Raw genomic sequence first — 20,170 nt, 5'->3', positions numbered from 1 at the left:
TCTTTAGAGTCACGGTTCGCCGGGGGCAAGGTTGCATGAGCGAATCCTCTTGAGCCAACAGGCGCGAACCCTGAACGCACCCGACAAATCGCTCCGACAGCCGCAATTCCGCCCGATTGGCTTGTTGACTAATGTAATAACATCACATATCCAATCGGCCGCCGCAGCCGCATAGATCGTGCCCCACGGATCGTCACATGACCCAAACCTGCCTGACCTTCCGCGACCTGACGCTGGGCTACAACAGCCATCCGGCGATCCATCATCTCGACGGCACGATCCGTCGGGGATCGCTGACCGCCGTCGTTGGCGCCAACGGCTCGGGCAAGTCGACCCTGATGAAGGGTATCGTGGGCGTGTTGAAGCCGATGGCCGGCACGGTAATCCGCGCGCCCGGCGTGCGCGCCGCCTATCTGCCGCAGCAATCGGAGCTCGACCGCTCCTTTCCCGCCCGGGTCGTCGATCTGGTTTCGCTCGGCCTGTGGCCACGGCGCGGGCTGCTCGGCCGTTATACCAGGGAAGATCGCGAGTCAGTCAGCCAGGCGCTGATGGCCGTCGGCCTCGGCGGCTTCGAGAAGCGCCCGATCGACACGTTGTCGGGCGGCCAGTTGCAGCGCACGCTGTTTGCCCGCGTGCTGCTGCAGGACGCCGACCTCATCCTGCTCGACGAGCCATTCAACGCCGTCGACACCAAGACGGTCGGCGACCTGATCGCGCTGATCAAGCGCTGGCATGGCGAGGAACGCACGATCATGGTTGTCGTCCACGATCTGGAATTGGTGCGCCAGAACTTCCCGGAGACGCTGCTGCTGGCGCGCCAGCCAGTCGCCTGGGGCGAGACCAAGGAAACGCTCCGGCCGGAAAACCTGTTGCGCGCGCGCCGCTTCCACGAAGCCTGGGAGGAGAACGCGCCCTGGTGCGAGCCCGACAACCACGAGCACGGTGATCACGCTCATGATCATGGGCACGACCATATGCACGACCATCATCACGGCTCCGGGCCGAGGGCGGCATGATGGAGACGCTCTACGGTCTTTTCATCGCTCCGTTCGCCGAGTTCGCCTTCATGCAGCGGGCGCTTGTCGGGTCGCTGATGCTGTCGCTGGGCGCCTGCCCCGTCGGCGTCTTCCTGATGCTGCGGCGCATGAGCCTTTCCGGCGACGCCATGGCCCACGCCATCCTGCCGGGTGCTGCCGCCGGTTTCCTGTTCTATGGGCTGGAGATCCTGCCGATGACCATCGGCGGATTGATTGCCGGCATCATCGTGGCGCTCGGCGCCGGCGCCGTCTCGCGCTTCACCATCCAGCGCGAGGACGCCTCGATGGCGGCCTTCTACCTGATTTCGCTGGCCATCGGCGTGCTGATGGTGTCGATCCGCGGCTCCAGCGTCGACCTCATGCATGTGCTGTTCGGCACCGTGCTGGCGCTCAACAACGAGGCGCTGACGCTGATCGGCGGCATCGTCCTGGTCACGCTGGTCAGCCTCGCCATCTTCTGGCGGGCGCTGGTCGCCGAATGCCTCGACCCGCTGTTCCTGCGTTCGGTCAGCCGGCTGGGCAGCCCGGTGCATTTCATCTTCCTCGGCCTCGTCGTGCTCAACCTCGTCGGCGGCTTCCAGGCGCTCGGCACGCTGCTTTCCGTCGGGCTGATGATGCTGCCTGCCGCCGCCGCCCGCTTCTGGACCATGCGCGTCGAGCCGATGTGCGTGCTGGCGGTGCTGATCGGCTTTGCCTCCTGCGTCGCGGGGCTGCTCTTGTCCTATCACGCGTCGCTGCCTTCCGGCCCGGCCATCATCCTGTCCGCGGGCGTCGTCTATTTTGCCTCGATCCTGTTCGGCACGCGCGGTATCCTGCGCGCCCGTATCGTCCATCACCGCCACAGAACCGCCTGATCCCAACAAGGAGACCGTCCATGCTGAAATCGATCCGCGCCGCCTTGGCAGTGAGCGTTATAACATTAACCGCCTTTGGCGCGTCGTCGGCCTTCGCGGAGCCGTTGAAAGTGGTCGCCAGCTTCACGGTCATTGCCGATTTCGCCAAAAATGTCGGCGGCGATCGCATCGATCTGACCACCATCGTCGGGCCGGACGGCGACGCCCATGTCTACGAGCCGAGCCCGGCGGACGCGGTGGCCATGGCGGGTGCGGATGTAGTGCTGGTCAACGGCCTGCACTTCGAGGGCTTTCTGCAGCGCCTGGTCGACGCCAGCGCCACTAAGGCGACGATCGCGGTTCTGACCAAGGGTATCACGCCGATCAACTTCAAACCCGAATTCGCCGATGCCGACACCCACGAAGACGCAGATACCGGCGGCGGCGAGACGGCTACCGATCCGCATGCCTTCCAGTCGGTCGCCAATGCCAAGATCTATGTGAAGAACATCGCCGACGCCTTCTGCACGGCCGACGCTGAGGGTTGTGACAGCTACAAGGCCAATGCCGCCGCATACACCGAGAAGCTTGACGCGCTCGAGGGCGACGTGCAGGCGGCGATCCAGTCGATCCCGAAAGAGAAACGCGTCGTCATCACCTCGCATGACGCCTTTGGCTATTTCGAGAAGGCCTATGGCCTCACCTTCCTGGCCCCCGAAGGGGTCTCGACCGAGTCGGAGCCTTCCGCTGCCGATGTCGCCAAGCTGGTCAGCCAGGTGAAGCAGGACAAGGCGGCGGCGGTCTTCATCGAAAACATCACCAACGCGCGGCTGATCGAGCAGATCGCCAGCGAGACCGGCATCAAGGTGGGCGGCACGCTCTATTCGGACGCGCTGTCGCAGCCCGACGGCCCGGCCTCGACCTATATCGACTTGATGCACAACAACATCGCCCAGATCAAAGGCGCGATCCTCGGAAGCTGAGGCCCCCACCACCGGGAAAGGCGGAGCCAGACTCCGCCTTTTTCAGGCAATAGATTGTTATGTAATAACATATCTCAAACCATTAACTGTGGCCAACCTTCGGATACATCATGCTTCAGACTCCCAAACGCCTCCCTGTCACCGTGCTCTCCGGCTTTCTCGGCGCCGGCAAGACCACGCTCCTGAACCACATATTGTCGAACCGCGAAGGTCGGCGCGTCGCCGTCATCGTCAACGACATGAGCGAGATCAACATCGATGCCGAGCTGGTGCGCGACGGCGCCGACCTTTCGCGCACCGACGAGAAGCTGGTGGAAATGTCGAACGGCTGCATCTGCTGCACTTTGCGCGACGATCTGCTCAAGGAAGTCCGCGCGCTCGCCGAACAGGGCCGCTTCGACTATCTGCTGATCGAATCCACCGGCATTTCCGAGCCGCTGCCCGTCGCCGCGACCTTCGACTTCCGCGACGAGAATGGCGACAGCCTTGCCGATGTCGCCCGCCTCGACACGATGGTGACCGTGGTGGACGCGCTCAACCTGCTCAAGGATTATTCCTCCTCCGATTTCCTGCGCCAGCGCGGCCAGTCGCTCGGCGAGCAGGACGGTCGCGCGCTGGTCGACCTTCTGGTTGAGCAGATCGAATTCGCCGACGTCGTGGTGCTGAACAAGATCGGCGCGGCAAGCACGCATCAGCGCGACATGGCGCGCCTGATCGTGCGTGCCCTCAACCCCGATGCCGAGATCGTCGAGGCCGATTTCGGCAAGGTGCCGCTCGACAAGGTGCTCGCCACCGGCCGCTTCGACTTCGACAAAGCGCAGCAGAACCCGCTCTGGTTCAAGGAGCTCAATGGATTTCGCGACCATATCCCCGAAACGGAGGAATATGGCATCCGCTCGTTTTTCTATCGGGCACGAAAACCGTTCGAGCCCGCCCGATTCCAGGCCTTCATCGACCGTGCATGGCCGGGCGTCGTGCGTGCCAAGGGCTTCTTCTGGCTCGCCACCCGACCGCGTCACGTCGGCGAGCTGAGCCAGGCCGGCGCGCTGGTCAGAACCGAAAAGCGCGGCCTGTGGTGGGCGTCGGTGCCATCGGACCGATGGCCCGACCATCCCGAATGGCGAGAGAGCATGCGGCGCTATCTCGATCCCGTCTGGGGCGACCGGCGCCAGGAGATGGTCTTCATCGGCTGCGAGCCGATGGACGAAGCCCGCATCCGTGCCGAACTGGACGACTGCCTGATCGAGGCCACGGCCTTCGAGCCCGAACTCTGGCGCGGATTGCCCGACCCGTTCCCAGACTGGAAAGCTTGAGCTGGATTCTCCGCCGGAAATGTCTATCTGCACGAGTGGGATTTCATTCTGCGCGGATTGCCGGCCTCGTCGGGGAGTGGCAAGACTGTCGCCAAACCGGATTGCGAGGACAGAACATGGACTATCGTCAGATCAGCGAGGATTATTCGGTCTCGGGCCAGATCCAGCCCGAAGAGGTCGCCGCCATCAAGGCCGCCGGCTTCAAGAGCGTCATCTGCAACCGGCCGGATGACGAGCAGCCCGGCCAGCCTTCGGCCGACAGCATCAAGGCTGCGGTCGAAGCCGCCGGGCTCGCCTTCCGCTACATCCCCGTCATCAGCGGCCAGATCACGGCCGAGAATGTCGAGGACCAGGCCGAGGCTCTGGACGAACTCGAAGGCCCGATCTTCGCCTATTGCCGTTCCGGCGCACGCTGCACCAACCTTTACGGGTTGATTCAGCAGTCGAAGGCTTAAATCGGCAGCGCGCCGGTTTCCTTCAGCGTCTCCAGCACGATCGCCGTCTTCACATGCTGCACGGATTCGTGCGGCAGGAGCACGCCGTTGACGAATGCCGACAGCGATTTCAGGTCGGGCGTCACTACCTTCAGGATATAGTCCATCTCGCCGGTCAGCGCGTGCGCCTCCTGCACTTCCGGCAGCCGCGCCACCAATTCGCCGAAGCGCTGCGCGTTGTCGCGGTTGTGGGTGGCGAGCGTCACTGAAATGACGTTCACCAGCGAAAAGCCGAGCTTGTCGCGGTCGAGCACGGCGCGATAGCCCCTGATATAGCCGTCCTCCTCCAGCCGCTGGCGACGGCGCGAACATTGCGATGCCGACAGGTTCACCCGTTCCGACAGATCGTTGTTGGTCAGCCGTGCGTCGCCCTGCAACAGAGCCATTATCTTGCGGTCAAACTGATCAACGCGCGCATCATCCATGGATTCTTCTCCATACGTGCACAGTTCACGCATAACCTGATCATTTCAAGCGTTTGAATGCAAGCACCATGCGCTCGCTCCGCGCTATGATTGAGTTGGAATGGCCTTTCCCGGCCAACAACAGCTTTGGAGGACACTGCCATGGGTCCCTTCCCGCACGACGCACCGCCCGCAAAGATCAGCAAGGCCAACCCTGCCGGCACCGATGGCTTCGAGTTCGTCGAGTTCGCCCATCCCGAGCCGGAAAAGCTCGCCGAGCTTTTCACCCGCATGGGTTATGTGCCGGTGGCCAAGCATCGCACCAAGAACATCACCGTCTGGCGGCAGGGCGACATCAGCTATATCGTCAATGCCGAGCCCGGCTCGCATGCAATGAAATTCGTCGACAAGCACGGCCCCTGCGCGGCCTCGATGGCCTGGCGGGTGGTCGATGCCAAGCATGCGTTCGATCATGCCGTCGCCAAGGGCGCCACACCCTACGAAGGCACCGACAAGGCGCTCGATGTGCCGGCAATCGTCGGCATCGGCGGCTCGCTGCTCTACTTCATCGAGGTCTACGGCGAGAAGGGCTCGGCCTACGATGCCGAGTTCGACTGGCGGGGCGCGCGCGACCCGAAACCGGAAGGCGTCGGTTTCTACTATCTCGACCACCTCACCCACAATGTCTACCGCGGCAACATGGACAAATGGTGGGATTTCTATCGCGATCTGTTCGGCTTCAAGCAAATCCATTTCTTCGACATCGACGGCAAGATCACCGGGCTGGTCAGCCGCGCCATCACCTCGCCCTGCGGCAAAATCCGCATCCCGCTCAACGAGTCCAAGGACGAGACCAGCCAGATCGCCGAATATCTGAAGAAGTACAACGGCGAAGGCATCCAGCACATCGCCGTCGGCACGGACGAGATCTACGGCGCCACCGACAGACTGGCCGCCAACGGGCTGAAGTTCATGCCCGGCCCGCCCGATACCTATTACGACATGTCCTATGACCGGGTGCACGGCCATGATGAGCCGATCGAGCGGATGAAGAAACACGGCATCCTGATCGACGGCGAGGGCGTGGTCGACGGCGGCACCACCAAGATCCTGCTGCAGATCTTTTCAAAAACCGTGATCGGCCCGATCTTCTTCGAATTCATTCAGAGGAAGGGCGACGAAGGTTTTGGCGAGGGCAATTTCCGCGCCCTGTTCGAATCGATCGAGCAAGATCAGATCAGACGCGGCGTGCTGAAGGTGCAAGCGGCGGAATAGACCGCAGCACGGCCCGCAGGAGTCTATTTGGCGAGGCCAGCCGCCTTGCGCAGGATGTCGTTGATCCGGCTCTGCCAGCCGGGTCCGCCGGCGCGAAAGCGGGCGACCACGTCACTATCGAGCCGGAGCGTCACCTGCTTCTTCGGATTGTCGAGCGCCGGCCGGCCGCGCGAACGGCGAATGCTCTCTGCAAGGTCCGGGAAGACTTCAGCGAAGGGGCGGGCATTTCTGAAGTCCTCCTCGGTCCATTCGGGATTGTCCGAAACGGCATCCCAATCTTCTTCGGTAAAACCCTTGCCTGGCTGAAACTCTCTGTCAGGCTTTGTAATGTTCAGCTTAGGTTTTGCCATCGAACAATCTCCTTTCCGCCTGGTTGGCTGGGCGCATCGAAATTATCGAGATGCCCTCGGAGCCGAGTCGGGCAAAGATCACGGCAACGACCCATCAATCATCCGACCAATTGCCATGAGACGACCAACTTTGGCCACCCGGATCGTTGACGTAAGGAAAAATTCGTCATCCAGCGCGGCAAAATCCAACCCGTGTTTTTCGATGTTGGCCAACCGTTTCGGTTCGTCCCAGACGATCTTCATCGAAATTTATGTACCTACAATAATTAAGTCAATAATTTTCGTAACTACAATAATTAATTGCCGCCACCAATCGCCAATCTCTCGACGTCGGCCTGCCTCAGCTTCAGGTCGTAGTCGAGGAAAAACTCGTCGAGCTGCGGCGGTTTCACCGACGTGCCCGACAGCATGGCGTGCACCTGCCCGCGATGATGGATGTCGTGGATGAAGAGGTGGGCGAGCAGGTCACCAATGCGCTCCGGGATCATGCCATCCTCGCGCCTGTCGGTGACGACTCGGCGGTCGAGATCGTCCGCCGTCAGGCGGTGGCAAAAGGCGATCAGCCGCCGGTCGGCCGCAACCTGGGCGGCAAACAGCGCCTGCGGTTGGTCGAACGGCACGAAATCGTCATGGGCCGCGGCACCGACGCCGCCCTCTTCGAGAAAATCGAGATAGAGATAATCGACCGCCAGGATGTGATTGAGCGTTGCCTTGATCGAGGGAAAGAAGCTGGTTCGCTCGGCCTCGAATTCACCGGGCTTAAGCTGCAGCACGGCGCGATAGAGCCGGTCGTTCGACCAGAGATTGTTGCGCGCCATGCGGCAGAAATGATCGAGTAGGTTCATCCTTTTCGAACTCCCCCTGCATCTTTATCTGGCGTATTCTTCGACCTTCTGCTCGATCGCACCAAAAATCGAATGTCCGGCCTTGTCCTTCATCTCGATGCGCACCGTATCGCCAAAGCGCAGGAATGGCGTTTTCGGCGCCCCGGCTTCGATCGTCTCGATCATGCGCAATTCGGCAATGCAGGAATAGCCGGCACCGCCCGCCGCGAAAGACTTGCCCGGGCCGCCGTCGAGCTTGTTGGAGACCGTGCCCGAACCGATGATCGTGCCGGCGGCCAGCGGCCGTGTCCTGGCGGCATGCGCGATCAGCGCCGGAAAATCGAAGGTCATGTCGATGCCGGCGTTCGCCCGGCCGAACGGCTTGCCGTTGAGATCGACCAGCAGCGGCAGGCTGACCTTGCCGCCATCCCAGGCCTCGCCCAGTTCGTCCGGTGTCACCGCGACGGGCGAAAAAGCCGAGGACGGCTTCGATTGGAAGAAGCCGAAACCCTTGGCAAGCTCTGGCGCCGTGAGGGAGCGCAGCGTGACGTCGTTGACCAGCATGACCAGCCGGATCGCGGCCCGCGCGTCGTCGAGGCTTGCCCCCATCGGCACATCGTCGACAATGACGGCGACCTCCGCCTCCATGTCGACGCCAAAAGCCTCGTCAGCCGCCCGGATCGGGTCACGCGGCGCGATGAAGGCGTCCGAGCCGCCCTGATAGATCAGCGGATCGGTCCAGAAGCTTGCCGGCATCTCGGCGCCGCGCGCCTTCCGCACCAGTTCGACATGGTTCACATAGGCCGAGCCGTCCGCCCATTGGTAGGCGCGCGGCAGCGGCGAATGGGCCTCATGCTCGTGAAAGCGCGCAGACGGCACCGCATTGTTCTCCAGCGATTCCGCTATTGTCGCGAGATGCGGCGCGATCCGGCTCCAGTCATCGAGTGCTGCCTGCAGCGTCCGTACCAGGAACGAGGCATCGGTGAACCGCGTCAGGTCGCGCGAGACGACGACGAGTTTCCCATCGCGCGTCCCGTCCTTCAATGTGGCAAGCTTCATGCGGTTTCCTCTCCTGATGCGGCTTTGGTGCCGCTTTGAATCTTTGTTTTACGCATGATCTCTTCCGAAAACCGGCTCCCACTTTTTCGGGATCATGCTACAGCCCCACAACAAGGCCGTCGCGGGCGATCGTCAAGTCACCGGTCCATGTTTTCCTGACCGCGGCAATCCAGTCGGCCTCGCCAATCTCGGCATCGTCGGCCGGAATGAGGTGGTTGAGCACCAGCCTCCCGACCCTCGCCTCGGTGGCGATACGCCCCGCCTCCCCGGCAAGACTATGGCTGGCGAGCAGATGTTCCCTCAGCCGCGCGCCGTTGCCGGTTTTCGCGACGAGCCGCTCGATGCCTTCTTCCAACATGGCTTCATGGACGAGGATGTCGGCGCCTTTGGCAAAATCGGCTAGTAGCGGAAAGAATGTGGTATCGGCGGAGAACACGACGCTTTGTCCGGCATGCTCGAAGCGCAGCGCAAAGCAGTCGGTCACCGGCGGATGGTCGACGCGCAGCGCTGAAACCTTCAGGCCGTGCTCCTCCATCACCCGGCCTTCGCCGAACTCGACGATCGAAACCATATCTTTGATATCAGGCCGGCCTTCGTCGACGATGCGTATCTCGATGTCGAATTCCATCGCCTGGCAAAAACGCTGCCAGTAGTAGCCGGTGCCGGGCGGGCCGAACACGGTGACCGGTGCCGCCAGACCCGCCGTCCAGGCGGTGTGGATCAGCGGACCGAGTTCCAGCACATGGTCGGAATGCAGATGCGTGATGAAGACCAGGTCCAGTGCCTTCAGGCTGATGCCGGTGTCGGCCAGCCCGCGCGTCACGCCAAGCCCGCAATCGACGACGATGTTGCGGCCGCCGATCCGCAGCAGCGACGAGCTCGGCCACGGCCCGCCAGGCCGGAGCGCCGGGCCGCCCTTCGAGCCCAGAAGCACCAGCCGATCCCGCGTTGGATCGGCGCTCAAGACCAGTCGCCCTCGGGCGTGCCGTTGAAGCGCTTCTTTAGATCGGCCCAGCAATCTATGTAGTTGTCCTGCCGGGTTTCGAGCTCGGCGGCGTAACGGGTCAGCATTTGCGGGAATCGCGTCTCGAACATGAAGGCCATGGTGTTGTCGAGCTTGACCGGTTTCAGGTCGGCGCGCGAGGCTTTTTCGAAGCCAGACGCGTCAGGTCCGTGGGCCAGCATCAGATTGTGCAGGCTGATGCCGCCGGGAACGAACCCCTCCTCCTTGGCGTCGTACTGGCCGTGGATCAGGCCCATGAACTCGCTCATGATGTTACGGTGGTACCAGGGCGGGCGGAAGGTGTTTTCCGCCACCAGCCAACGCGGCGGGAAGATGACGAAGTCGATGTTGGCGGTGCCCTCCTCGCCGCTCGGCGCGGTCAGTACCGTGAAGATCGACGGGTCGGGGTGGTCGAACAACAGTGCACCGACCGGCGAAAAGGTCGCAAGATCATATTTATAGGGCGAATAATTGCCGTGCCACGCCACCACATCCAGCGGCGAATGGCCGAGTTCGGTGACATGAAACTGGCCGCACCATTTCACGATCAGCCGGCAAGGTGTCTCCTTCTCCTCGAACCAGGCGCATGGCGTCTTGAAATCGCGCGGATTGGCCAGGCAATTGGCGCCGATCGGGCCACGATCCGGCAGCGTCAGCTTGGCGCCGTAGTTCTCGCAGACATAGCCGCGCACCTCGTTGTCGATCAATTCGACCTTGAAGACGAGGCCGCGCGGCAGCACCCCGATCTCACCCGGCCGCAATTCGATGACGCCCATCTCGGTGACGAAGCGCAAGGCTCCGACCTGCGGCACAACCAGCAACTCGCCATCGGCGTTGAAGAAATGATCGTCAACCATCGAGCGGTTGGCGACATAGACATGGGTGGCCATGCCGGTCTGGCCAAGCACGTCGCCGGCGGTGGTGATCGAGCGCATGCCGGCGATGAAGTCGGTAGGCTCCTTCGGCATCGGCACCGGATTCCAGCGATATTGCCCGAGCGCCAGTTCATGATCGCCGACATTGGGCGCGCTCTTCCACAAGGGATAGCTCGCCGCTTTGAAGCGGCCCGTGTGCCTGACGCTCGGCCTGATGCGATAGAGCCAGGAGCGCTCATTGGTGCCGCGCGGCGCGGTAAAGGGCGAGCCCGAAAGCTGCTCGGCGTAGAGACCGTAGGCCGGCCGCTGTGGCGAGTTCCGTCCCTGCGGCAGCGAACCGGACAGCGTCTCGGTCTCGAAGTCGTTGCCGAACCCCGGCATGTAGGAAAAGACCATGGTGTCCTCCCGAATCCCCAGAGCAGCCTTCGCGCCCACGAGGACGCGCGGCGCTCTGGATTGACCAAACTGGTTTCATTTGTAACCATTGAAAATGTAACCATCAATGGCGATTGCGAAAAATGGCAACCAGGCGCGAGACCTCTGGCGAACCGGAAATCCTCGAACTCGAAAGCTTCCTGCCCTATCGGCTCTACCGGCTCGCCGATGCGGTCAGCCGCGAATTCTCGGGGATATACAAGGACCGGCACGGCCTCACCCGCCCGGAATGGCGCACACTGGCTGGGCTCGGCCAATACGGCACCATGACCGCGAGCGCGCTCGGCGAACAATCGGCGATGCACAAGACCAAGGTTTCACGCGCCGTCGCCGAGCTCGAGCGGCGGCGCTGGCTGACTCGCGCACCGGATAGAAAAGACCGCCGCATCGAGCATCTGACGCTGACCGGAGCGGGCCTTGCCGCCTATCGCGAAATGGTGCCGCTGGCAAAGGCGTTCGAGCGGGAATTGCTGGCAAAACTCAGCGCTGGCGAGCGCACCGCGATCACAAACGGACTGGTTGCACTCAAGAAAGCTCTGGGCAAGGATTAGGCGCTCACCAGTCCATCACCACCTTGCCCGAATTGCCGCTCTTCATCGCCTCGAAGCCGGAAATATAGTCGTCGATGCCGATGCGGTGGGTGATCAGGCCGGTCACATCGAGCGGGCCCTGCACCAGCGCGATCATCTTGTACCAGGTCTCGAACATCTCACGACCGTAGATGCCCTTGAGATGCAGCATCTTGAAGATAACCTTGTTCCAGTCGATCTCGAAGCCGGTGGGCGCGATGCCCAGAATGGCGATCTTGCCGCCATTGTTCATAGCGTCGATCATGTCGCGGAAAGCGGGCGCGGCACCCGACATTTCGAGGCCGATGTCAAAACCTTCGGTCATGCCGAGCGCCGGCATCACGTCGCGCAGCTTTTCCTTCGACGCGTCGACCACATGCCGGACGCCGAGTTTTTTTGCCAGCGCCAGCCGCACCGGGTTGATGTCGGTGATGACCACTTTTCGCGCGCCGACGCACTGCGCCACCAGCGCACCCATGATGCCGATCGGTCCGGCGCCGGTGACCAGCACGTCCTCACCGACCAAATCAAAAGACAATGCGGTGTGCACCGCATTGCCCAAGGGATCGAAGATCGCGGCGATCTCGTCCGGCACGTCGTCCGGGATCGGCACGACATTGTGCTGCGGGATCGCCAGATATTCGCCGAAGGCGCCCGGCCGGTTGACACCGACGCCAAGCGTGTTGCGACACAGATGCCCCCTGCCCGCCCGGCAGTTGCGACAGTGGCCGCAGACGATGTGACCCTCGCCCGAGACGCGCTGGCCGACCTTGTACTCGGTCACCGCCGCGCCGAAATCGGCGACCGTGCCGACGAACTCATGGCCGGTCACCATCGGCACCGGCACTGTCTTCTGCGCCCACTGGTCCCAATTGTAGATGTGGACGTCGGTGCCACAGATCGCGGTCTTCCTGATCTTGATCAGAACGTCGTTCGGGCCGATTTCCGGCACCGGCACTTCTTCCATCCAGATGCCGGGCTCGGCCTTGGCTTTGACCAGCGCCTTCATCATGTTCGACATTCTTTTATCCCTTGAATCTCTTGATCCGGAATCGTTTTTCGGTTCCGGTTGTTCAGGAAATCACACCAAGTTCGCGCCCGACCGCTCCGAACGCCTCGACCGCGCGGTCGATGTCGGCGCCGGAATGGGCGGCCGACATTTGCGTGCGGATGCGCGCCTGGCCCTTCGGCACCACCGGAAACGAGAAGCCGATGACATAGATGCCGCGCTTCAGCATGCGCGCTGCCATCTCCTGCGCGAGCGAAGCGTCGCCCAGCATCACCGGGATGATCGGATGATCGGCTCCGGCCAGCGTAAAGCCGAGCTTACCCATCTCAGACCGGAAGCGCGTGGCATTGTCGTAGAGCCTCTTGCGCAATCCGTCGCCCTCTTTGATCAGTTCAAACACCCGGATCGAGGCGCCGGCGATGGCCGGCATCAGCGTGTTGGAAAACAAATAGGGCCGCGAGCGCTGCCGCAGCCAGTCGACCACCTGGCTCTTGCCCGATGTGTAGCCGCCGGACGCACCGCCCAATGCCTTGCCGAGCGTGCCGGTGATGATGTCCACCCTGCCCTCGACACCGCAATGCTCGGCCGAGCCGCGGCCGTTCTTGCCGACGAAGCCGACCGCATGGCTGTCGTCGACCATCACCATCGCATCGTACGTCTCGGCGAGATCGCAAATGCCTTTCAGATTGGCGATGATGCCATCCATGGAAAAGACACCGTCGGTGGCGATCAGCCGGAAACGGCAACCCATCGCCTCCTTCAGCCGCTCTTCCAGATCGGCCATGTCGTTGTTGGCGTAGCGGAAGCGTTTCGCCTTCGACAGCCGCACGCCATCGATAATCGAGGCGTGGTTCAATGCGTCGGAGATGACCGCATCCTCCTCGCCGAGCAGCGTCTCGAACAGGCCGCCATTGGCATCGAAGCAGGAACTATAGAGGATCGTGTCCTCCATGCCGAGGAAGCCGGAAATCGTGGCCTCGAGTTGCTTGTGCTCTTCCTGCGTGCCGCAGATGAAACGCACCGACGCCATGCCATAACCATAGCGGTCGAGCGCCTGTTTGGCCGCATCGCGCAATTCGGCGCTGTCGGCGAGACCAAGATAGTTGTTGGCGCAGAAATTCAGCACCTTCTGGCCGCCCACCTCGATCTCAGCCGACTGCGTCGAGGTGATCACCCGCTCGGATTTGTAGAGGCCGGCCGATTTAAGTCCTTGAAGCTCGCTGTCGATATGGGAGAGGAATGCCGCGCTCATGATCAGGCCCTGTTGAGATTGAATGGACTGTCGCCCCGCGCGCGCCAAAAATCCACCGCAAAAGCGACCGCTTCGGTGGCGCGACGGCCAGTGGCCAAAATGCCGCGAATGACGGATGTTCAAATGCAGACGCGGTGCGAAAGAACGCGATAACCATTTCGCGAGCTTTCCACCGTTGCCGCTGTCGCCCGCCTGTCGGTTTCCAGACCTGTTAACACTTTCAAGCCAATGGTTCTCACACCCAACAATCTGTCGGCGAGAGGGACCGCCCCAGAAAATGTCGCAGGAACCGGTGCAAACTATTTCGGGCAGGCTCATACTGTTGATCAAGGCCGGCTATTGGCTGGCGCTGCTGATCATCGCCGCCATGGTGATGGCCTCCTTCATCCTTCTCCAGCAGATGATGGCTGCCCAACGGCACGGCGATGCGCTGCTCAATATCGTCAGCACGCAAAAGGCGCTGTCGCAACGCATTGTCTTCCTTGCCAACGCGGCAGGTTCTGCGTCGCGCGACCAACAACCGGCTCTGGTCACCGCATTCAAACAGGCAACGGCAGAGTTCGAGAGGAACTACGATCTTCTGCTCGAGCGGGTCGTCGCCGACCCGGCATCACCGGCAAGGTTCGATCCAAAATCAGTCGAGAGCGTACTTTTCGCAAAGCCGTTTCATCTCGATTACTTCTCGGTCGGACTTATCGCCAACGGCGAACGCCTGGTCTCGGCGTTTGAATCGCAACTCGGCATAGCCGGTAATGGCGGCTACAAGGGCGGCGGCGAACGCGTCAACCTCGACGCTTCGATCGCCAATGCGACCCTGTCGGGCTATGCGGCGCTTGGCCAGCGCATCAGCGCCCGTGCCGACGCACGATCGGAAAGACTTCTCGATCTGCATCGAACGCTGTTCTACACCACCATCGGCGTCATCGTGCTGGTGGCACTTTTCATCTTCCGGCCGATGTCGAAAGCCATTCTGCGCAAGACGCATGAACTGGTCGATGCGCGCAATTCCATGGCGTTCATCGCGGCGCATGATGGCCTTACCGGCCTGCATAACCGCACCTTCCTGACTGATCATTTCGACACGCTGATCAAGGGAGCGCGGCGTCGGCGAGAGCGGCTTGCGGCGGTCCAGCTCGACCTCGACCGGTTCAAGCAGATCAATGACACGCTTGGCCACGCCGCCGGCGACTATGTGCTGGTGGTGACGGCGCAGCGCATGCGCGATTCCTGCCGGGCGTCGGATCTCTGCGTGCGTCTTGGCGGCGACGAGTTCGTGATGATCCTCAACGGTGCCGGCGGCACCGAGGACATCAACATGGTCGCCCGGCGGGTCCTGACGCAGATCAACGAACCGATCGTCTTTCGCGGCACGACCATCCTCCCAGGCGCCAGCGCCGGCATCGCCGTCTATCCGGTCGACGCCGACAATGCGCAGGATCTGCTCGTCCATGCCGACCTTGCGCTCTACTCCGCCAAGAAGGTGGGTGGTGGCAGTCTCTCGTTCTTCTCCGAGGCGTTGCGGCGCGAACTCGATTACCGCAAGCAGCTCGAGCATGACATCAGGATCGCCATCTCGGAGAAGGCGTTTCAGGTCTATTTCCAGCCGCAGGTCTCGTTGTCGGACGGCACGATCGGCGGCATCGAGGCGCTGGTTCGCTGGAATCATGCCGAGCGCGGTATGATCGCACCGGGCGAGTTCATTCCCGTCGCCGAAAAATGCGGCCTCATGGCCGAGATCGGCCGCATCGTCATCGCCAAGGCGATCAACGAGGCGGCCGAATGGAACAGTGCCGGCATTGCCTTCGGACGGCTCGCCGTCAACGTGTCCGGCACCGAACTGCGCGAGTCCGATTTCGACGCCTTCCTCTTCGATACGCTGGAAAAGGCTGGCCTGCCGCCAGAAAAACTGTCGCTGGAAATCGTCGAATCCGTCATTCTCGACGACGAGAAGACCGGCATCGCCGCTAAGCTGCGCCACATCCGCTCCGCCGGCGTCCATCTTGAACTCGACGATTTCGGCACCGGCTACGCCTCGCTCAGCCACGTCAACCCGAACGAGATCGACCGGCTGAAGATCGATCGCCGCTTCGTCCAGAACATCAATGAGAACGGCGACAACAGCAAGATCGTGCGGGCCATCACCGAACTCGCCCGCGGCCTTGGCATCTCGATCGTCGCCGAGGGCGCCGAAACCGAGGCCGAGCTCGATTCGCTGATGGCGATCGGCTGCGACCAGGTGCAGGGCTACTCGATCGCCTTCCCGATGCCGCAGGACAAGGCACGCGAATGGCTGGTCGCGAGGGCGCCGAGGAAAGCCAGGTTGACGGTGCTGCAGGGAAGCCTGGCGTAGGGCACCAAACCTTCTAGCCTGCTCGGGAATGGCGGCCTGCCGTGATCGGAAACGGATATTCCTGATACTGACGCCGCTTCGCCTTGCCGTGCTGATCGTGTTGTTTCTGGCTTTCCCCGCAGGTGCTGCGGACCGCACCATCTATCTCACCTTCGACGACGGCCCGCTGACCGGCACCAGCAACTTCCTCGATGTTCTCGAGGCCGAGCAGGTTCCGGCGACCCTGTTCATGGTCGGCATGCACGCGCAGGCGAGCGCGCTCAACAAGGCACTGGTGCAGCGCGCAAGGAAGATGCCGCTGGTGACGATCGGCAACCACAGCTACAGCCACGCCTACAACCACTACCAGCACTTCTATTCGGACTGCGCCAGCTAGCCTTCGATATTCGCCCGCAGCGTCGCAAGCACTTCCGCGAACTCCGCCAGCCTCTCGTCAGGTAACCCGGTCCGAAGCCGCTTGTCGAAGGCAAGTGCTGCCGTCCGCAATTTCAGGAACAGCGCCTCTCCGGTCTCGGTCAGTTCGACCTGATGAACACGGCGGTTGACGGGATCGCGGCGCCGGGTCAGCAGGCCTTGCGTCTCCATCGCGTTCAGATGGTGGGTCAGCGTCGCGCCCTGGATGCCGATCATGCCGGCGAGCTCGCGCTGGTTGGCCAGTTCGCGCGACTTGATCGACAACAGGGTGACCCAGACCGGCAGCGTGCCGCCCGCTTCGACCAAAGCGGCGTCGAAGGCCTGCGCGACAAGCTTTGCGGTGCGCGCGAGATTCATCCCGACTGGCGGGCGGTCAAATGGCGTCATGGTCCGACACTAGAGCAAGGGAAAGCCCGATGGAACTGGCTCGCACCTATACATTGACATCTAATCATTTGATATCTAATTTATGAGCAGCGGTGGGAAAAGGAGGAAATGCGGTCATGCAATATGTCTACATCATCGTCCTCGGCCTTCACGTCCTGGCCGGTGTATTCTGGGCCGGTACGACCATCGCTGTCGCCCGCGATCCGGAGATTCGAATCGAACGGTTTTTCCGGCCGCAAATGGGCGCGGCCGGCCTGGTTTTCCTGACCGGCATTCTGCTCTGGTATTTCTTCCACGACGGCCTTTTCGGCTCGATGGAAAAGGTCCTGGCCATCGGCATCGTGACGGCGCTGATCGCCGCCGGCGTGCAGGGCGCGCTGGTCGGTTCCGCCAGCAGGCAGTTGGTCAGCGCTGACGCAGCGACGCAAACCCAGCTGCGCGCGAAAATGACAAGGGGCGAACGCATCGCCGGCGGGCTGCTGGTCATCACGGTGTTCTGCATGGCCGTCGCCAGGATGTTTTGAGCGAGGCCTGCCGCAATCACGGTTCAAGAGATCGTACGGTGTCAGGCGACGAGCCGACGGCGTGCGCGGCGCGCAGACGGACCGACGTGCCTGATGGCTCTCCGTACGGAGGTTCGTCTGCCCGCCACCAATCGACACGCCTCAGATCCGCAACCCGAACCTGATGCCGTCATAGATGGCGGCGTGAATGTTGCGTGATGCCACCGCATCGCCGATCCGGAAAAGGACGAAACCGGCCTGCGGACCGCGTGCCGGAAAAATGTCGCCACCATTGACCAGCCGTTCGTAATTGACCGCGCCGCCGTTCTTCGACAGGGGCTTCAGCGCCAGATAGAGATCGTCGAGCGGCAGCGTGCCGTGCTCGACCACCACCTGGTCGACCCGCCGCTCGCCGCGCCAGCCGTCGGCAAAGTCGGAGGCGAGCTCCGCAACCAGCTGATTGCCCTCGCGCCGCACCGAGCGAAGCCGCGTGTTGATGGTTATGGTGACGCCCTTTTCCTGAAAAGCACGCATATAGGGCACGTGGTTCATGCCGCCCATTTCCGGAGCAAAGCAACGTTCTGGCGAGACCAGCTCCAGTCGCGCACCGCTGTTGGCGATCAACTCGGCCGCGCCCATGCCTTGATGGCCGCCATTGTCGTCATAGAGCAGCACGTTGTCGGCCGGCTTGGCGCTGCCGGCCATGATGTCCCAGCTCGACGTGACGAGGCTGTCGCCCGCTGCCAGCGGCGGGTTCTGCGGCAGGCCGCCGGTGGCAATCACCACCACATCGGGCGACAGCGCCAGAATATCATCCTTCTCCGCCCAGGTGTCGTAGCGGATCTCGACGCCGAGCCGGTCGAGCTCGGCCAGCCGCCAATCGATGATGCCGATCAGTTCCTTGCGGCGTGGGTTTTGTGTCGCCAGCCGCACCTGGCCGCCGGCCTGGCTCGCCGCTTCCAGCACCGTCACCTGGTGCCCGCGCTCGGCCGCGACGCGCGCCGCCTCCAGACCGCCGGCCCCGGCGCCGACGACGACCACGTTTCGCTTTGGTCCCTCGGTCCTCGCGATGATATGCGGGATATCAGCCTCGCGGCCAGTTGCCGCGTTGTGGATGCACAGCGCCTCGCCGCCCTCATAGATGCGGTCGAGGCAATAGGTGGCGCCGACGCAAGGGCGGATCTCGTGCTCACGGCCCTCCATCACCTTGCGGACGATATGCGGGTCGGCGATGTGGGCGCGGGTCATGCCAACCATGTCGAGCTTGCCGGTGGCGATGGCGTGGCGGGCGGTGGCGACGTCGGAAATGCGCGCCGCATGGAAGGTCGGGAATTTTGTTGCCGCCCTCACCTCGCCGGCAAAATCGAGATGCGGCGAGGAGCGCATGCCGGTCACCGGAATGACTTTGGTCAACGCAGCATCGGTTTCGATCGAGCCGCGGATGATGTTGAGGAAATCGACCTTGCCGGAGCCGGCCAACCTCCTGGCGATCTCGACGCCTTCCTCTTTCGACAGGCCCTTCTCGAAATCCTCGTCGGCGACCATGCGGATGCCGACAACGAATTTGTCGCCGACCGCCGCCCGCACCGCATCAAGCACCATGTTGGTAAAGCGCAGCCGGTTGTCGAGCGAGCCGCCGAACTCGTCGTCCCGCTGATTGGTGGCCGGTGACCAGAAACCGTCCATCAGATGGCCGTAGGACTCGAATTCGATACCGTCCAGCCCAGCGGCCTGGCAGCGCTGGGCAGCTGCGGCGTAGTCAGCGACAATGCGCTCGATATCCCAGTCCTCGATGGTCTTGGGGAAGGCGCGGTGCGCCGGCTCGCGCACCGGCGAAGCCGAAAGCACCGGCAGCCAGTCGGCCTTGTTCCAGCCGGTACGGCGGCCGAGATGGGTGATCTGGATCATCACCTTGCAGTCATGCTCGTGGCAGGCATCGGCGAGCTCGGCGAGCCACGGCACGATGCGGTCGTCATAGACATGGAGATTGCCGAAGGCGGCCGGGCTGTCGCGCGAGACGATCGCCGAGCCGGCGGTCATGGTCAGGGCCATGCCGCCTTTGGCCTTTTCGGCGTGGTAGAGCCGGTAGCGCTCCTTCGGCATGCCGTCCTCGGAATAGGCCGGCTCGTGGCTGGTCGACATGACCCGATTCTTCAGCGTCAGATGTTTGAGCTGATAAGGCTGGAGAAGCGGATCGTTCGTGGTCATCGTCTTCCTGCTGTTTCAAATTGTGCTAATGAGCGGCAAATCTTTGTTTTTACGCATGCCGATATCCAAAACCGCTGCGCGCTTTTTGGGCGACATGCAGCAAGGAACCCGCTCATGACCGATACGAAAAACCTTACCCAGCTCGGCACCAACGTCGAGGCGCCACAGAGCCCCGAAGCGGCGGTCCTGGAAACCGTGCCATTTTCGCGCGGCGACGGGCCGCCGGCCATCGTTCGCTTCACCTGCCCGGAATTCACCTCGCTCTGCCCTGTCACCGGCCAGCCGGACTTCGCCCATATCGTCATCGACTACGCACCTGACACGCTGCTGGTGGAATCGAAGTCGCTCAAGCTGTTCATGACCTCGTTTCGCAACCATGGCGCCTTCCATGAAGAGTGCACCGTTATGATCGGCCGCCGCATTGTCGCCGCGACCAAACCCTTGTGGTTGCGCATCGGCGGCTATTGGTATCCGCGCGGCGGCATTCCGATCGACGTGTTCTGGCAGACCGGCGCTCCGCCGGAAGACGCCTGGCTGCCCGACACCGGCGTGGCGCCCTATCGCGGGCGCGGGTAAGCTTGGGTTGCTGCGAA

22 protein-coding genes and 1 pseudogene are annotated in these 20,170 nt (G+C 62.4%); 12 read left to right on the top strand and 11 right to left on the bottom strand.

Annotated features, from left to right (window positions below):
- Nucleotides 1-197: 197 nt before the first annotated feature.
- The 5 genes from aztA to E5X88_RS14020 all read left to right on the top strand — a co-directional run bounded on the left by aztA (nt 198) and on the right by E5X88_RS14020 (nt 4,621).
- Nucleotides 198-1,016, top strand: a complete 819-nt coding sequence (gene aztA, locus E5X88_RS14040) for a zinc ABC transporter ATP-binding protein AztA (protein ID WP_292162129.1) — start codon at nt 198-200, stop codon at nt 1,014-1,016.
- Entirely contained in the window at nt 1,016-1,891 is an 876-nt protein-coding gene (gene aztB / locus E5X88_RS14035) for a zinc ABC transporter permease AztB (RefSeq protein WP_292162210.1), read from the top strand. Before aztA ends, aztB begins: the two co-directional genes overlap by 1 nt.
- A 20-nt stretch (nt 1,892-1,911) precedes the next feature.
- On the top strand, nt 1,912-2,853 hold the full coding sequence (aztC, locus tag E5X88_RS14030; protein ID WP_292162128.1) for a zinc ABC transporter substrate-binding protein AztC: 942 nt from the start codon (nt 1,912-1,914) through the stop codon (nt 2,851-2,853).
- A gap of 110 nt (nt 2,854-2,963) precedes the next feature.
- Nucleotides 2,964-4,166, top strand: coding sequence for a zinc metallochaperone GTPase ZigA (gene zigA, locus E5X88_RS14025; protein ID WP_292162126.1), 1,203 nt, complete (start codon nt 2,964-2,966; stop codon nt 4,164-4,166).
- Nucleotides 4,167-4,282: 116 nt separating this feature from the next.
- Entirely contained in the window at nt 4,283-4,621 is a 339-nt protein-coding gene (locus tag E5X88_RS14020; RefSeq protein ID WP_292162124.1) for a TIGR01244 family sulfur transferase, read from the top strand.
- Here the strand turns inward: E5X88_RS14020 and E5X88_RS14015 are convergent.
- On the bottom strand, nt 4,618-5,085 hold the full coding sequence (locus E5X88_RS14015; protein ID WP_292162121.1) for an Lrp/AsnC family transcriptional regulator: 468 nt from the start codon (nt 5,083-5,085) through the stop codon (nt 4,618-4,620). The two genes, E5X88_RS14020 and E5X88_RS14015, sit on opposite strands and share 4 nt — an antisense overlap.
- A 141-nt stretch (nt 5,086-5,226) precedes the next feature.
- On the opposite strand from E5X88_RS14015, the gene hppD reads away from it, so the two are divergent.
- Complete coding sequence (gene hppD / locus E5X88_RS14010; RefSeq protein WP_292162118.1) at nt 5,227-6,339, top strand: 4-hydroxyphenylpyruvate dioxygenase; 1,113 nt, start codon at nt 5,227-5,229, stop codon at nt 6,337-6,339.
- Nucleotides 6,340-6,362: 23 nt separating this feature from the next.
- Here hppD and E5X88_RS14005 read toward each other — a convergent pair whose 3' ends face one another.
- From E5X88_RS14005 to hmgA, 6 genes and pseudogenes are all read right to left on the bottom strand, one after another.
- Nucleotides 6,363-6,689: a BrnA antitoxin family protein gene (locus tag E5X88_RS14005; RefSeq protein WP_292162116.1), complete on the bottom strand. Its 327-nt coding sequence runs from the start codon at nt 6,687-6,689 to the stop codon at nt 6,363-6,365.
- Nucleotides 6,676-6,932 (bottom strand): annotated as a pseudogene (locus E5X88_RS14000) (BrnT family toxin). Before E5X88_RS14000 ends, E5X88_RS14005 begins: the two are co-directional and overlap by 14 nt.
- A gap of 53 nt (nt 6,933-6,985) precedes the next feature.
- On the bottom strand, nt 6,986-7,534 hold the full coding sequence (locus E5X88_RS13995) for a DinB family protein (protein ID WP_292162114.1): 549 nt from the start codon (nt 7,532-7,534) through the stop codon (nt 6,986-6,988).
- 24 nt (nt 7,535-7,558) lie between these two features.
- A complete protein-coding gene (locus E5X88_RS13990) occupies nt 7,559-8,572 on the bottom strand; it encodes a fumarylacetoacetate hydrolase family protein (RefSeq protein ID WP_292162113.1) in 1,014 nt (337 codons plus the stop codon).
- Nucleotides 8,573-8,669: 97 nt separating this feature from the next.
- Nucleotides 8,670-9,536 carry an MBL fold metallo-hydrolase gene (locus tag E5X88_RS13985; protein ID WP_292162111.1) on the bottom strand — a complete coding sequence of 289 codons (867 nt, stop codon included), beginning with the start codon at nt 9,534-9,536 and terminating at the stop codon, nt 8,670-8,672.
- Nucleotides 9,533-10,846 (bottom strand): homogentisate 1,2-dioxygenase, encoded by a 1,314-nt coding sequence (gene hmgA, locus E5X88_RS13980; protein WP_292162110.1) that lies wholly within the window; start codon nt 10,844-10,846, stop codon nt 9,533-9,535. The genes E5X88_RS13985 and hmgA overlap by 4 nt, the downstream gene beginning before the upstream one ends.
- Nucleotides 10,847-10,968: 122 nt before the next feature.
- On the opposite strand from hmgA, the gene E5X88_RS13975 reads away from it, so the two are divergent.
- The gene (locus E5X88_RS13975; RefSeq protein WP_292162109.1) at nt 10,969-11,436 is read left to right on the top strand and encodes a MarR family transcriptional regulator; all 468 of its coding nucleotides are present in this window, start codon (nt 10,969-10,971) and stop codon (nt 11,434-11,436) included.
- Nucleotides 11,437-11,440: 4 nt separating this feature from the next.
- Here E5X88_RS13975 and tdh read toward each other — a convergent pair whose 3' ends face one another.
- Entirely contained in the window at nt 11,441-12,475 is a 1,035-nt protein-coding gene (tdh, locus tag E5X88_RS13970) for an L-threonine 3-dehydrogenase (protein ID WP_292162107.1), read from the bottom strand.
- A 52-nt stretch (nt 12,476-12,527) separates the two neighbouring features.
- The gene (locus tag E5X88_RS13965) at nt 12,528-13,715 is read right to left on the bottom strand and encodes a glycine C-acetyltransferase (protein ID WP_292162105.1); all 1,188 of its coding nucleotides are present in this window, start codon (nt 13,713-13,715) and stop codon (nt 12,528-12,530) included.
- A 277-nt stretch (nt 13,716-13,992) separates the two neighbouring features.
- Between E5X88_RS13965 and E5X88_RS13960 the strand changes: the two genes are divergently transcribed.
- Both E5X88_RS13960 and E5X88_RS13955 read left to right on the top strand, forming a co-directional pair.
- Nucleotides 13,993-16,065, top strand: coding sequence for an EAL domain-containing protein (locus E5X88_RS13960; protein WP_292162102.1), 2,073 nt, complete (start codon nt 13,993-13,995; stop codon nt 16,063-16,065).
- A gap of 28 nt (nt 16,066-16,093) precedes the next feature.
- Complete coding sequence (locus E5X88_RS13955) at nt 16,094-16,441, top strand: polysaccharide deacetylase family protein (RefSeq protein WP_292162100.1); 348 nt, start codon at nt 16,094-16,096, stop codon at nt 16,439-16,441.
- Here the strand turns inward: E5X88_RS13955 and E5X88_RS13950 are convergent.
- Nucleotides 16,438-16,866: a MarR family winged helix-turn-helix transcriptional regulator gene (locus E5X88_RS13950; RefSeq protein ID WP_292162099.1), complete on the bottom strand. Its 429-nt coding sequence runs from the start codon at nt 16,864-16,866 to the stop codon at nt 16,438-16,440. The genes E5X88_RS13955 and E5X88_RS13950 overlap by 4 nt on opposite strands.
- 116 nt (nt 16,867-16,982) lie before the next feature.
- On the opposite strand from E5X88_RS13950, the gene E5X88_RS13945 reads away from it, so the two are divergent.
- Nucleotides 16,983-17,390: a hypothetical protein gene (locus E5X88_RS13945; protein ID WP_292162096.1), complete on the top strand. Its 408-nt coding sequence runs from the start codon at nt 16,983-16,985 to the stop codon at nt 17,388-17,390.
- Between the two features lie 141 nt (nt 17,391-17,531).
- Here E5X88_RS13945 and E5X88_RS13940 read toward each other — a convergent pair whose 3' ends face one another.
- Nucleotides 17,532-19,577, bottom strand: a complete 2,046-nt coding sequence (locus tag E5X88_RS13940; protein ID WP_292162094.1) for an NADH:flavin oxidoreductase — start codon at nt 19,575-19,577, stop codon at nt 17,532-17,534.
- Between E5X88_RS13940 and E5X88_RS13935 the strand changes: the two genes are divergently transcribed.
- Nucleotides 19,570-19,695, top strand: coding sequence for a hypothetical protein (locus E5X88_RS13935; RefSeq protein ID WP_292162093.1), 126 nt, complete (start codon nt 19,570-19,572; stop codon nt 19,693-19,695). The two genes, E5X88_RS13940 and E5X88_RS13935, sit on opposite strands and share 8 nt — an antisense overlap.
- Entirely contained in the window at nt 19,692-20,153 is a 462-nt protein-coding gene (gene queF / locus E5X88_RS13930; RefSeq protein WP_292162092.1) for a preQ(1) synthase, read from the top strand. Before E5X88_RS13935 ends, queF begins: the two co-directional genes overlap by 4 nt.
- Nucleotides 20,154-20,170: the final 17 nt, after the last annotated feature.

The sequence above is a fragment of the Mesorhizobium sp. genome (genome assembly GCF_004962245.1).
In the GTDB taxonomy this organism is placed as follows: domain Bacteria; phylum Pseudomonadota; class Alphaproteobacteria; order Rhizobiales; family Rhizobiaceae; genus Mesorhizobium.
The sequence above is the reverse complement of the archived record's forward strand: the minus strand, read 5'-3'. Positions and strand labels throughout refer to the sequence as shown.

Coding starts and splice junctions, on each gene's coding strand:
- aztA (WP_292162129.1), top strand. CDS start 198: ATGACCCAAACCTGCCTGACCTTCCGCGACCTGACGCTGGGCTACAAC.
- aztB (WP_292162210.1), top strand. CDS start 1,016: ATGGAGACGCTCTACGGTCTTTTCATCGCTCCGTTCGCCGAGTTCGCC.
- aztC (WP_292162128.1), top strand. CDS start 1,912: ATGCTGAAATCGATCCGCGCCGCCTTGGCAGTGAGCGTTATAACATTA.
- zigA (WP_292162126.1), top strand. CDS start 2,964: ATGCTTCAGACTCCCAAACGCCTCCCTGTCACCGTGCTCTCCGGCTTT.
- E5X88_RS14020 (WP_292162124.1), top strand. CDS start 4,283: ATGGACTATCGTCAGATCAGCGAGGATTATTCGGTCTCGGGCCAGATC.
- E5X88_RS14015 (WP_292162121.1), bottom strand. CDS start 5,085: ATGGATGATGCGCGCGTTGATCAGTTTGACCGCAAGATAATGGCTCTG.
- hppD (WP_292162118.1), top strand. CDS start 5,227: ATGGGTCCCTTCCCGCACGACGCACCGCCCGCAAAGATCAGCAAGGCC.
- E5X88_RS14005 (WP_292162116.1), bottom strand. CDS start 6,689: ATGGCAAAACCTAAGCTGAACATTACAAAGCCTGACAGAGAGTTTCAG.
- E5X88_RS13995 (WP_292162114.1), bottom strand. CDS start 7,534: ATGAACCTACTCGATCATTTCTGCCGCATGGCGCGCAACAATCTCTGG.
- E5X88_RS13990 (WP_292162113.1), bottom strand. CDS start 8,572: ATGAAGCTTGCCACATTGAAGGACGGGACGCGCGATGGGAAACTCGTC.
- hmgA (WP_292162110.1), bottom strand. CDS start 10,846: ATGGTCTTTTCCTACATGCCGGGGTTCGGCAACGACTTCGAGACCGAG.
- E5X88_RS13975 (WP_292162109.1), top strand. CDS start 10,969: ATGGCAACCAGGCGCGAGACCTCTGGCGAACCGGAAATCCTCGAACTC.
- tdh (WP_292162107.1), bottom strand. CDS start 12,475: ATGTCGAACATGATGAAGGCGCTGGTCAAAGCCAAGGCCGAGCCCGGC.
- E5X88_RS13965 (WP_292162105.1), bottom strand. CDS start 13,715: ATGAGCGCGGCATTCCTCTCCCATATCGACAGCGAGCTTCAAGGACTT.
- E5X88_RS13960 (WP_292162102.1), top strand. CDS start 13,993: ATGTCGCAGGAACCGGTGCAAACTATTTCGGGCAGGCTCATACTGTTG.
- E5X88_RS13955 (WP_292162100.1), top strand. CDS start 16,094: ATGGCGGCCTGCCGTGATCGGAAACGGATATTCCTGATACTGACGCCG.
- E5X88_RS13950 (WP_292162099.1), bottom strand. CDS start 16,866: ATGACGCCATTTGACCGCCCGCCAGTCGGGATGAATCTCGCGCGCACC.
- E5X88_RS13945 (WP_292162096.1), top strand. CDS start 16,983: ATGCAATATGTCTACATCATCGTCCTCGGCCTTCACGTCCTGGCCGGT.
- E5X88_RS13940 (WP_292162094.1), bottom strand. CDS start 19,577: ATGACCACGAACGATCCGCTTCTCCAGCCTTATCAGCTCAAACATCTG.
- queF (WP_292162092.1), top strand. CDS start 19,692: ATGACCGATACGAAAAACCTTACCCAGCTCGGCACCAACGTCGAGGCG.